The sequence below is a fragment of the Pseudoalteromonas sp. S4741 genome, from assembly GCF_005886135.1.
GTDB lineage: Bacteria > Pseudomonadota > Gammaproteobacteria > Enterobacterales > Alteromonadaceae > Pseudoalteromonas > Pseudoalteromonas tetraodonis.
In genome coordinates this window covers 1-11,567 of sequence record NZ_PNCN01000041.1, presented here as the reverse complement: position 1 = coordinate 11,567, position 11,567 = coordinate 1, and the positions used below count along the sequence as shown (strand labels likewise).

Annotated in this window: 10 protein-coding genes and 1 other RNA gene; 8 read left to right on the top strand and 3 right to left on the bottom strand. The window is 38.9% G+C overall.

Features of this window, described 5'->3' with window-relative positions; genetic code table 11:
• Positions 1 to 83: 83 nt before the first annotated feature.
• Both tilS and CWC30_RS07620 read left to right on the top strand, forming a co-directional pair.
• A complete protein-coding gene (gene tilS / locus CWC30_RS07625; protein ID WP_076922218.1) occupies positions 84 to 1,394 on the top strand; it encodes a tRNA lysidine(34) synthetase TilS in 1,311 nt (436 codons plus the stop codon).
• On the top strand, positions 1,391 to 1,732 hold the full coding sequence (locus tag CWC30_RS07620) for a hypothetical protein (RefSeq protein WP_138626783.1): 342 nt from the start codon (positions 1,391 to 1,393) through the stop codon (positions 1,730 to 1,732). The genes tilS and CWC30_RS07620 overlap by 4 nt, the downstream gene beginning before the upstream one ends.
• Positions 1,733 to 1,789: 57 nt before the next feature.
• Here CWC30_RS07620 and CWC30_RS07615 read toward each other — a convergent pair whose 3' ends face one another.
• Positions 1,790 to 2,686, bottom strand: a complete 897-nt coding sequence (locus CWC30_RS07615) for a GGDEF domain-containing protein (RefSeq protein WP_138626782.1) — start codon at positions 2,684 to 2,686, stop codon at positions 1,790 to 1,792.
• A 127-nt stretch (positions 2,687 to 2,813) separates the two neighbouring features.
• On the opposite strand from CWC30_RS07615, the gene CWC30_RS07610 reads away from it, so the two are divergent.
• Positions 2,814 to 4,787 carry a monovalent cation:proton antiporter family protein gene (locus tag CWC30_RS07610; protein ID WP_138626781.1) on the top strand — a complete coding sequence of 658 codons (1,974 nt, stop codon included), beginning with the start codon at positions 2,814 to 2,816 and terminating at the stop codon, positions 4,785 to 4,787.
• A 17-nt stretch (positions 4,788 to 4,804) separates the two neighbouring features.
• On the opposite strand, the gene CWC30_RS07605 is transcribed toward CWC30_RS07610, so the two are convergent.
• On the bottom strand, positions 4,805 to 5,950 hold the full coding sequence (locus tag CWC30_RS07605) for a patatin-like phospholipase family protein (RefSeq protein ID WP_036981966.1): 1,146 nt from the start codon (positions 5,948 to 5,950) through the stop codon (positions 4,805 to 4,807).
• A 345-nt stretch (positions 5,951 to 6,295) separates the two neighbouring features.
• On the opposite strand from CWC30_RS07605, the gene CWC30_RS07600 reads away from it, so the two are divergent.
• The 5 genes from CWC30_RS07600 (at position 6,296) to CWC30_RS07580 (ending at position 10,993) form a co-directional block, all read left to right on the top strand.
• Complete coding sequence (locus CWC30_RS07600; RefSeq protein ID WP_036981968.1) at positions 6,296 to 7,174, top strand: DUF3014 domain-containing protein; 879 nt, start codon at positions 6,296 to 6,298, stop codon at positions 7,172 to 7,174.
• A 139-nt stretch (positions 7,175 to 7,313) separates the two neighbouring features.
• Positions 7,314 to 7,410: signal recognition particle sRNA small type (gene ffs, locus CWC30_RS07595), an RNA gene on the top strand.
• 133 nt (positions 7,411 to 7,543) lie between these two features.
• A complete protein-coding gene (locus CWC30_RS07590; protein WP_138626780.1) occupies positions 7,544 to 8,173 on the top strand; it encodes a TnsA endonuclease N-terminal domain-containing protein in 630 nt (209 codons plus the stop codon).
• Positions 8,166 to 9,989 carry a TnsB C-terminal domain-containing protein gene (locus CWC30_RS07585; protein WP_138626779.1) on the top strand — a complete coding sequence of 608 codons (1,824 nt, stop codon included), beginning with the start codon at positions 8,166 to 8,168 and terminating at the stop codon, positions 9,987 to 9,989. The genes CWC30_RS07590 and CWC30_RS07585 overlap by 8 nt, the downstream gene beginning before the upstream one ends.
• Before the next feature lie 2 nt (positions 9,990 to 9,991).
• Positions 9,992 to 10,993: a TniB family NTP-binding protein gene (locus CWC30_RS07580; protein ID WP_138626778.1), complete on the top strand. Its 1,002-nt coding sequence runs from the start codon at positions 9,992 to 9,994 to the stop codon at positions 10,991 to 10,993.
• Positions 10,994 to 11,004: 11 nt separating this feature from the next.
• Here CWC30_RS07580 and CWC30_RS18380 read toward each other — a convergent pair.
• The coding region (locus CWC30_RS18380; protein ID WP_502704750.1) for a hypothetical protein at positions 11,005 to 11,567 on the bottom strand (563 nt) is incomplete at its 5' end.

Here is an 11,567-nt window from a genome sequence, read left to right as displayed (position 1 = left end):
ATGCGGCTTTTTTTGTTTTAAAATACCGTAACGTAGAGCCTTTATTGTTCGGGTTATTAGCAATTTACTCATTGGGTATATTAATGCACAAAACACCTATTTATCTGCAGGTAAAAAAAGCCCTTAATTACTACTTAGAAAATGGGCAATTCATGTTTACAGTAGCCTTATCTGGTGGGGTAGATTCGGTCGTGCTATTGCATATTATGCATGGGTTAAAACAGCAGTACCCGCAATTAGATTTAAGTGCAATTTATGTCAATCATGGCTTAAGTGATAACGCCCATCACTGGCAGCAATTTTGCCAAGCACGCTGTGAGCAGCTTTCAATTGATTTTAAGGCGGCAAACGTCATTATTGAGCCGAAATCGCGCACCAGTATTGAAGCGCAGGCTCGCGAAGCGCGTTATCAAGCGCTTGATGAACACAGCCCAAGTGATAGTGTCATTTTGTTAGGCCAGCATTTAAACGACCAAGTAGAGACATTTTTACTTCGTTTAAAGCGCGGCTCAGGCTTAAAAGGGCTCGGCGCTATGCAGCAAACTCGCGTGCTTGAAAGTGGCCGTGAGTGCTATAGGCCATTACTTGGGGTAAAACGCAGCGACATAGAAGCGTTTGCGCAGCAATTTAATATTAGCCATATTACTGATGAATCAAACTCCAATGAATGCTTTGATCGTAATTTTTTGCGTCAACAAATCGTGCCCAAGTTGGCAGAGCGTTTTACTGGGTTTGAGCAGTGTACAGCCCGTAGTATAGAATTATTACAACAGCAACAAACACTGCTTGATGAATATACCCAGCAAGATCTCGCACAGTGTATTAACCAACATCAGGCGCTTAATATACAAAACATGGCTCATTACAGCGCTATTCGCATTGCGAATCTTCTGCGCGCATGGCTGGCTTTATTTACCCATACCATGCCTTCGCAAAAACAGTTAATGCAAATAATGAGTCAGGCTATTCATGCCAAAGCTGATGCGCAAATGGTTATTGAGCTAAGCGATGGACAAATACGCCGCCATCAAGGTTATCTGTATTTTGTGCAGCCGACGCCTTTAGCCGTTAATATTGAACGCGTAACAAATCACGAATTAGTGCTGAATGACGGACAAATACTACAATGCCTGCAGGGAGTGGGTATACGCGCCCCTAAACCTGATGAACAAGTCAGTGTTCGTTTTAACTGTAATAGTGCGCGTATTAAACCACTCAAAAAGCCCGGCAGTAATACCCTTAAGCATTGGTTTAAAGATGCAAAAGTAGCGCCTTGGCTACGTGCTGATATTCCATTAATTTTTTACAATGATGAGCTAGTTCAAGTGGTTGGCTATTTTATTAGTGATAATCACAAAGATGATACTGGTTTTATTTGGGAGTATAAATCATGAGTCAACAACCTCATGTTGGGCTGTCGCTTATAAATAAGGCACCTACTGGCATATTAATTACGCTATTGATTGCGGTTTTAGCGAATGTATTTTTAACCCTTAATATAATTACATTAGGCTACGCTGTGTTGGGTGGTATGGTATGTGCCGCCATTTTACTTGCCTATTGGTTAGGTAAGGGGGGCGTATTTTTCATTCTAGGGGTGAGTACGCCTTTACTGTTAGTGCTTTTTACACCGCTTACGACAATTGCTGCATTACTTAATTTACTCAGTGGTTTCTTTTTTGGCTTTTTCGCCATGTTACTAATTTACAAATACTTTATATTAAAAAAGTAGTATAAAAAAACCCAGCGGGGGAGGCTAGGCTTTTCAATCAGTAGGCTCTTTTATAGCTTAATAAGCTTTTGCGCAGTTTCGCCCAGATGCTTTTGCTTTATACAAGCCCTTGTCCGCACGAGAAAATATCTCGTTTTGGCAATCACCACTGTTAGTTAAGGTAAAACCAATACTGGTTGTTACATTGTACTTAGACATAATCGGTGAGTTTCGTACTAAATGCAAAATACGTTCAGCGATCACTTTATTGGTGGTGAAAGCCGGGTCTTCGATTAATATTGAAAACTCATCGCCACCAAAGCGAAATACCGAATCAGTCCCTCTAATACTGCTCGATAAAACTGTAGCAAATTCTATCAAAACGTCATCGCCAATTTTATGACCATAGTTATCATTCACTTGTTTAAAATTATCTAAATCAAGCAGCATTAAACTAAATGGATAGCCGTTACGTCTATGATTTTCAAGCTTTTGTTGTAACATGTCATTAAATTGACTACGGTTGTTTAATCCGGTTAATGAATCTTTTGTGGCTAACCTTAATACACGGTTATACATAAGTGCATTACGCAATGGATAAATTAGCACACTATGAAAGTGTTGTAGCTTTTTCTCAATAGCCGCACTAAGCGGATACTTTGTATAATAAGTTAATGTGCCTAAATGCTCACTTTCAACTTTTAAATCAAACGAGTACGCTGGATTTTCAACATCACTATTGGGTGTTTTTACATCAATACTTGTTGCTTTAAAATGCACACCAGAAAAATTAAGCAGCTGTTTTGCAAAGTTTGCAAACGTACCTAAAATATCTTCTAAAACTAAGCTAGTTTGTAGTTTAGCCGCCAGCTCATGCAGTGATGTCGGTGTATTGCTATTATATTGCTCTGCTGAGAACGGCAAAAATTCGCCGCGACCAGAGATACGTTGTGTCAAAATATGAACGTTTTCCACTATTTATTCCCCCTATAGTATTACTTTTTATAACTAAGCAGGTTATATGCCATATTTACATTTTTGCTGAAACTTATACGGTTGCTATAGTTAAGTCACATTCCATTGATTGCTTATAAGGATTGCATTGCAAAATATTAATGTTCAGGTTTTTGGACTTTTAGTTGCTGCGGTTCTATTTGTATGGCTATTTAAGCGAATAGGGCTTCCCCCTGTGTTGGCTTATTTGGCAGTGGGTTTATTAGCGGGTGGTCATGGTGTTGGCTGGATAACACAAAGCCATGAGATGGACTTTATTGCAGAGCTAGGTATTGTATTTTTGCTGTTTAGTTTAGGTTTGGAGTTTTCTGTATCGCGCCTAATGGCAATGCGTAATATTGTATTTGGTTTAGGGTCGTTGCAAGTATTTGTTAGTAGTATTTTGCTGATTGTGATTCTGCATTTATTAAATTTTAATTTATTAACCAGTTTTACCATTGGCATTATTATTACGCTCTCCTCTACTGCGGTGGTTGCTAAATTATTAAAAGAGAGTGGGGATTTAAATAAACGCCGAGGGCAATTAGCAATCGGTGTTTTACTATTTCAAGACATTGCGGCTGTGCCGTTACTCATTATTTTGCCTTTATTTGCCAGCAGTGATTCCAATAGTATTGGTTGGGCATTACTGTTAGCGCTGACTAAAGGCGCGTTTGTGTGTGTATTGCTATGGACTATTGGCAAGTGGGTTTTGCCCAAGGTGTTTAAAGAAGTGGCACTAGCACGGAGCGATGAGCTGTTTGTATTAACCACGTTATTGGTGTCTTTGTTTGCAGGGTTACTCACATACTCTTTTGGTTTATCGATGGCATTAGGGGCATTCTTAGCCGGTATGATGCTTGGTGAAAGCCATTACCGTCATCAGCTAGAAGCGGATATTCGCCCGTTTCGTGATATTTTAATGGGGTTATTTTTTGTTACCGTAGGTATGCAGCTAGATATCAGCTTTGTTGTTAATCATGCGAGTATTATTGTTGTTGCTTTACTGGGCATTCTAGTCTTAAAAATCGCCGTAGTGATGTTATCTTCTTTATTTATGGGAGAGCGAAAACAAGATGCATTAGCGTGCGCTATAATGCTGTGGCAAATGGGCGAGTTTGGCTTTGTGTTAATTGCACTCGCAGCACAGCATGACTTACTGAGTGCGGAGCAAGTATCATTTTTAATTGCCATGGGTGTAATTTCTATGGCACTCACCCCGTATTTAATCGATAAAATTCCCTTTATTTTAAAGCGACTGGGTATGTTAGAACGCGCTAAGTTTGCCTATGAAGATGAGCCACAAAGCAGTACGCTTTATAATAATCATGTAGTTATATGTGGATTTTCTCGGGTAGGGCAAACTATCGCTCGCTTTTTATCGCCAGAGGCTATTGATTATGTGGCCATTGAAAGCGACCCCATATTAGTGCAAGAAGGAAAAGCGGCGGGTGAACCGTTATTGTTTGGTCACGTTGAGCAAAAAGATATTTTAAAGTGCGCAGGAGTAGAGCGAGCACGCTTAGTGATTATTACTTTTACGGAATTTCAACAAACTCAAATAGTGATTGATGCCATAAAGCAGGTTGCTCCTAGGGTAAAAATACTCATAAGAACCCGTGACGACAGCCAATTAGAGCGTTTAAAAGATTTAGGCGTCACTGAGGTTGTGCCTGAGGCGCTTGAAGCAAGTTTAATGCTGGTCTCACATGTGTTGTCTATGTCGGGTGTACCAATGAGCCGAATAGTTCGCCGTGTTAGTAGCGAAAGACGTAACCGCTATAAGCTATTACAAAGTTTTTTTGCAGGCGAAAACATTGACAGCGATACCAACTTGTTAGAGCGTTTAGAGTATTTACATGTAATAGCCTTACCAGATAAAGCATTTGCGGTAAACAAGGCTATAAGCGAGCTCAATTTAGCAAAAAGAAAAGTGCTAATTAAGGCGCTTCGCCGCGAGGGCGAAGAAATAGACACACCACCAGAACACACAATATTGTATGCTAATGATATTTTAGTGTTGCAAGGCAAACCGAGGCGAGTAGAACGTGTTGAGCATTATTTACTTGATGGTATAGAGTAGCCCATCAAGCAAAAAACTTACTCTAGCTCTAAGAACTTTCTGATCTCAGGTAATTTTGCCATACCATCGTCGTATCCGATTTGAATTAAATGCTGGGTGTAGCGTTTTTCAAATAACAAATAGCTGGTCAAACTCGACTGAGAGCGCTTTTTTACCCCGATTATACGTAATAAAACTTTTATCGCCCAAGGCATATCATCGTAATACTGCGCTGCAATGGCATTGAAGTTTTGCGATGGATTAATAATAAAGCTATCTATTTGTTTCAACTCTTGATGCTTATGCTTATTGGGCAATAAACCGAGTGTGCGGTTTATTCTGTCCAAGCGCTCTAGATCAGATTGCATAGTGTCGGTAAATACACTGTCGAGTAAATGCCCTGCCACGGCCGAAAGTCCCGGGAAATGTGCAGAGTATCCAGGAGGATGTGGCTCTTTGGGTTGATCAACCCCAATAATAAATATTTTATTTGCCCCTAAGTGAATAGACGGGCTTAAAGGTGAAAGCTGATGTATAGAGCCATCACCAAAATAGTGGTTATAAATATTCACACTTGGAAACACCATAGGAATGGCACTTGAGGCCATTAGGTGTTCTACATTGATACGAGTAGCACGACCTTCGCGTTTGGCTCGTTGCCAAGAATGTTGCGTATTTGACTGAAAAAAAGCAACAGAATCGCCAGTAGTATAACTGGATGCAGTAATAGACAGCGCCTCTAAATAGTCACGGTGTAAATTACGCTCAATACGATGTAAATCCAGTATATCGTTTAACAGTTTTCTAAGTGGTCGGTTATTTAACAAGCTTGCTGGTGGATGGTTTATATGTTCTGACTGGAAACTGGTTAAAATATTACGGGTAATATGACCAAACACACTTAAAAAGTCGCTTTTATATACCATCGAAGTTGAAAAGTTTTTCCATACTGTTTCTAGTTTTCTTACCGCTAAATGCATGCATGAGGCGTAACATGCTAAGGCCGCAGAATTAATTGCACCGGCAGAGGTGCCATTTATCACTCTAAAGGGGAGCGGGGCGGTTCTGGGCATACTTTGCGCTAACGCTTTCAAAACACCCACTTGATAAGCCGCTCGGGCACCACCACCTGTTAGCAATAAGGCAATTTTAGGTTTACTAGGATCGACTTGCTTAATTTTCATGTTAGGTATTTAAACTGTTCGCTGTCTATACTTTATTTATTCACTTTAAGTCTTTAAGCTAGAAGAATCAAAGGATATGTTAGAGTCTATTTATCTTTCGAGGTTGAATTTTTATCAGTGTGTTTGTATTTTTAGGCAAGGAGGAGCCTATGTATTGTGGTTACTTCCCATAAATAGGCGATAACGAAGCTTAAAAACCAAACATCCTCCGCTAAGGGGGCTGAACAAATTTTAATCCGAAAGGTCAACAGACCCTACTTATTAATGAATATTAGTGTAAGTTAGGAATTAAATCTGTTTAGAGTACTCTAAACGGTATCGCATTTTTATATTTATGGAGTTCGTATGTCAGATAAACCATCAGAATCAGATGTTCAAAAACGTCCACCGAATAACAACCTTATCTTCGCAGGGGTTATTTTATTAATCATTATTATTGCCGCCGCGTTTGTATTATTAAAACCAAGCGAAGCCCCAGAAACAGTTATGCAGGTTGAAGAACCCATAAAAGAGCAACCCGTTATGGAGCTAAAACCTGAAAACGATCCTGTGGTGGGGGCGCCATCGGTTAAGCCAGAAAAACCTGAAGAGTTTGCAGTGCCAGCACAGCGCCCAGACGTTGAGCCAGAGCCTGAGGTTGTACCTCTACCAACATTAAATGACAGTGATCCTGTCGTGGTTGCAAAATTAGATGAATACTTAGGCGATGCGGCAATGAGCCTAGTGTTAAACGATGATGTTATTCGTCGTGGTGTGGTGTTTATCGATAACTTAGCAAAAGGTAAGGTAGCTAAGAAACATACCCCAGTTGTAAAGTTAGAAGAAGGTTTTAGCGTAAACGAAGGCGATATTTTAACCATTGACCCTAATAGCTATGAACGCTACACCCCATATGTAAAAGTACTAACGAGTATGAGTGCCGCACAAGCTGTTCGTTTATATGAAGAATATAAACCGCTAATCAACAGTGCATACACTGAAATTGGCTATGGCGATGATGAGTTTACACAAACACTTGAAGATGCCATTGACTTGCTACTTGATACTCCAGAGCCAAAAGGCAGCTTACCTTTATTGCGTGACTCGGTTACTTATCAGTATGCGTTTTCTGAGTGGGAGCAATTACCCGCTGCACAAAAACAACTTTTACGCATGGGCCCAGAGAACATGAAAAAGGTAAAAGCAGCGCTACGTAATATAAAAGCGCAGTTAGAGAGTAATTAATAACCGCTTTAATAACTAAATACCCTGCGATTGTATATGAAGTATGCAATCGCACTTTCTTTTTTGATTATCCCTTGAATAACAGAGAAAAAGTAGAGATAATCTCAATCGCGCCAACCAAGGCCCTCAATGGTAGTCTTATTGGTCCTCTCGCAACACTAGCAGGCGAACCTGGTCAGGCCCGGAAGGGAGCAGCCACAGTTTGTGACGTGTGTGCCGAGATGTGGCTGGTAAGACTGCCACCCAAATTCCTCATTTGGGTGTTGTTTGAAGTATAAGTTGACATATTTGTACTAAAAGATGGCATAAATTGGAAGTATAAGGTGGCATAGTCTAGTATTTAACCAAACGGTTAGATGGTTGACTCACATGTACAGAAGAAAACTCAAACACTCTCGTGTTAAAAACCTCCATAAATTTGCTAGTCAAAAAAATAAATCTACCTGTTTAGTTGAATCCTCTTTAGAGTTTGATGCTTGTTTTCATTTTGAATTTTCACCATCAATAGCCGCATTTGAAGCACAGCCACTAGGTTACGAATATGAGTTTGATAACCGTACTTGCCGTTACACACCTGACTTTTTACTTACCCACACAGACGGCACGCAAAAATTTATAGAAGTAAAACCGCAAAGCAAAATTGCCGATGAAGACTTTCGTGCACGTTTTATTGAAAAGCAAGCTATCGCTAAGCAAGATGGACGTGATTTAATACTGGTTACTGATAAACAAATCCGTGTATACCCAACACTCAATAACTTAAAGCTTTTGCATCGCTACTCTGGTTTTCAGTCTTTAACAGAGCTGCAAGCATCGGTGCTAGAACTTGTTAAGCAATACGGCTCTATTAAAGTGGGCCAGTTAGTTAACTTTTTAAAAGTAACTGCCGGTGAGCTACTTGCTACGGTGCTACGCTTATTATCACTAGGGCAGTTATTTGCCGACTTAACTACAAATGAAATATCAATAGAAACAGCAATTTGGTCTAACAATGTTTAATGACGGGCTGTTTGAAGATGAATTTAACCAGCCATTACCAAAAGTAGAAACCAAACTACCTCAAAATTACGCCAAAGATTTACAAGCCCTTCCTGAAAAAATTAAAACTACAACATTTGTTAAGCTTAAATATATTCAATGGCTTGAGGCTAATATTCAAGGCGGTTGGACACAAAAAAACCTTGAGCCTTTATTAAAATTAATGCCTGAAGTTGAGGGAGAAAAAAAGCCCAGTTGGAGAACAGCAGCACGATGGTATAGCGCTTATACCAATGCGGATAAAAATATAATGGCGCTAATACCAAGCCATCAAAAAAAAGGTAACAGAGAGCGTGATACAGCAACCGATAAGTTTTTTGAAAAAGCACTTGAGCGTTACTTAGTAAAAGAAAAACCATCAGTGGCTTCTGCTTATAAGTATTATGCAGATTTAGTTATTATTGAAAACGACAGTGTTGTGGGCAGTGTTTTAAAGCCTTTAACATACAAAGCGTTTAAAAACAGAATAGATAACTTACCGCAATACGAAGTAATGATTGCTCGTTATGGTAAGCGCCTTGCTGATATTGCTTTTAATAAAGTAGAAGGGCATACACGGCCTACCCGAGTACTCGAAAAAGTTGAAATTGACCATACGCCACTTGATCTTATCTTATTAGATGATGAGCTGCATATTCCACTTGGCCGACCAACACTCACTATGTTAGTAGATGTGTATAGCCATTGTATTGTTGGCTATTACTTTAGTTTCAGTGAGCCTAGCTATGATGCAGTAAGGCGAGCAATGCTAAATGCGATGAAACCTAAAAGTGAAGTGGCAAAACTATACCCCGATACGATTAATGAGTGGAAGTGTGCTGGCAAAATTGAAACACTTGTTGTTGATAATGGCGCTGAATTTTGGAGTAACAGCCTTGAGCTTGCTTGTGAAGAAATAGGCATTAATACTCAATATAATCCTGTTGCAAAGCCGTGGTTAAAACCGTTTGTAGAACGCATGTTCGGCACAATAAATACTGAATTATTAGACCCTGTGCCTGGTAAAACCTTTTCTAACATTTTACAAAAGTATGAATACAATCCCAAAAAAGATGCAATTATGCGTTTTACGACCTTTATGCAGTTATTTCATAAATGGGTAGTAGACGTTTACCATCAAGATGCCGACAGCCGCTTTAAGTACATACCAAGCCAATTATGGGATCAAGGCTTTAATACGTTACCACCAACAATGCTGAGTGATGCTGATCTTCAACAACTAGATGTTGTACTCAGTATTTCAAACCATCGGGTGCTTCGTAAAGGTGGAATAAGGCTAGAAAACTTAAGCTACGACAGTACTGAACTAGCAAACTATAGAAAACAGTTTAGCCACAAAGTATCTCAAGAAGTTTTAATTAAATTAAACCCCGATGATATTTCTTATATATACGTTTACCTCGATAAGCTAGAGCATTACATAAAAGTGCCATGCATAGACCCAAACGGTTACACCCAAAATTTAAGTTTGAATCAGCATAAAATAAATATACGTATTCATCGCGATTTTATTTCGGGCTCTATCGATAATGTAGGCTTAGCAAAAGCGCGTATGTTTATTCATAATAAAATTCAAAATGAGTTTGAAGAGTTAAAAAATGCGCCAAAACACTCAAAAGTAAAAGGGGGTAAAGCGCTAGCTAAGCATCAAAATGTTAGTAGTGATTCACAAAAATCAATCACGCAGAGCGAGCCAGTAGAACCCAAAAAGGTTACACCTAAAGAGCAAGTAACTGATAGTTGGGATGACTTTATCTCAGACCTAGATGGATTTTAATTATGCTGACCGACAAACAAAAAGAAAAGTTTAATGAATTTCGTGATGTCTTTATTGAATACCCAATAATAACCACTGTATTCAACGACTTCGACAGATTAAGGCTTGGTAAAGGGTTAGCGGGCGAAAAGCCCTGCATGCTTTTAAATGGCGATACAGGCACAGGTAAAACAGCACTGATCAAGCAATATAAAGAACGCCATTTACCGCAATTTATTAATGGTGTGATGAATCATCCTGTATTAGTAAGCCGCATACCCAGCAACCCAACACTAGAATCTACTTTAGCCGAACTTCTTAAAGACTTAGGGCAATTAGGCAGCACAGAGCGTAAGCTACGAATAAACGGCACTCGCTTAACGACATCATTAATAAAATGCCTAAAAACGTGTGGTACAGAGCTTATAATTATTGATGAGTTTCAAGAACTAATTGAGCACAACCAAGGTAAAAAGCGCCGCGAGATTGCTAATCGATTAAAATATATTAACGATGAAGCGGGTGTATCAATCGTATTGGTAGGTATGCCGTGGGCAGAAAAAATAGCAGACGAGCCTCAATGGTCATCGCGTTTATTAGTAAGGCGGCAGCTGCCTTATTTTAAATTATCAGAAAATCCAAAGCATTTTGTACAGTTAATAATTGGCTTAGCCAACCGAATGCCATTTACCGAAAAACCAAACTTAAGTGAGCAAGCAACAGTATTTGCTTTGTTCTCACTATCAAAAGGTTGTTTTAGAACATTAAAATACTTTTTAGATGATGCCGTACTTTATGCATTAATGGATAACGCGAAAACCCTCACAACCAAGCATTTAGTTAAAGCATTTGATGTACTTTTTCCTGATGTACCAAACCTATTTACCTTGCCTGTTGCAGAAATAACAGCAAGTGAAGTCGAGCGCTATTCACTATACAAACCTGAAAGCGCCCAAGATGAAGATCCGTTTATAGCGACCAAGTTTACTGACCGAATGCCTATTAGTCAGTTGTTGAGGAAGTAATATAAAATCAGTTAATCATCAGTTTTAAATTGGCTGCCAAATATGTGGTTCAAAGAGTCAACTTTGTATTTTTTGAGTCGGTATTTTATTGAAGGTTTTTTCAAATCAACACCTACTAGATGTTTAATTTTTTTATGTGGAACTTTACTAATATCAGTGGTTTTTTCTATTAAACCAACCTCTTTTAAAAACTCTTTCTTCTCGTGCATATCTATAAAATCACTTTTATAAGTTTGATCATAAAAAAGTGAAATATTAAATAGGCACATATTCATATGTAGGGCATTATCATTGGTATTAACACTTACTTCTACATTTTCAAGCTCAAACTCCTTACTGAAAACTTCTTTAAAAAAGAATAAACTTTCATCAGTTTTTACAGCATCATGGTATGGATTTGCAAAGCCAATCATTGAGTTAGCTTTCTTATAATCTTCATTACAGCGTTTACCTGATGGTACTAAGTTACTCAAGGTTGTGGCTAAAAAAGGGAATTTAGATTTGGGATAAAAATGGTCTAAGCTTGGCCTCGTTTTAGCTCCTTCAACAGCAATTTGAATCGCCCCGTGTTTGC

What these genes read in the sequence shown, in the direction of transcription:
- tilS (WP_076922218.1), top strand. Translation starts at nt 84, where the DNA reads ATGCACAAAACACCTATTTATCTGCAGGTAAAAAAAGCCCTTAATTAC.
- CWC30_RS07620 (WP_138626783.1), top strand. Translation starts at nt 1,391, where the DNA reads ATGAGTCAACAACCTCATGTTGGGCTGTCGCTTATAAATAAGGCACCT.
- CWC30_RS07605 (WP_036981966.1), bottom strand. Translation starts at nt 5,950, where the DNA reads ATGAAAATTAAGCAAGTCGATCCTAGTAAACCTAAAATTGCCTTATTG.
- CWC30_RS07600 (WP_036981968.1), top strand. Translation starts at nt 6,296, where the DNA reads ATGTCAGATAAACCATCAGAATCAGATGTTCAAAAACGTCCACCGAAT.
- CWC30_RS07590 (WP_138626780.1), top strand. Translation starts at nt 7,544, where the DNA reads ATGTACAGAAGAAAACTCAAACACTCTCGTGTTAAAAACCTCCATAAA.
- CWC30_RS07585 (WP_138626779.1), top strand. Translation starts at nt 8,166, where the DNA reads ATGTTTAATGACGGGCTGTTTGAAGATGAATTTAACCAGCCATTACCA.
- CWC30_RS07580 (WP_138626778.1), top strand. Translation starts at nt 9,992, where the DNA reads ATGCTGACCGACAAACAAAAAGAAAAGTTTAATGAATTTCGTGATGTC.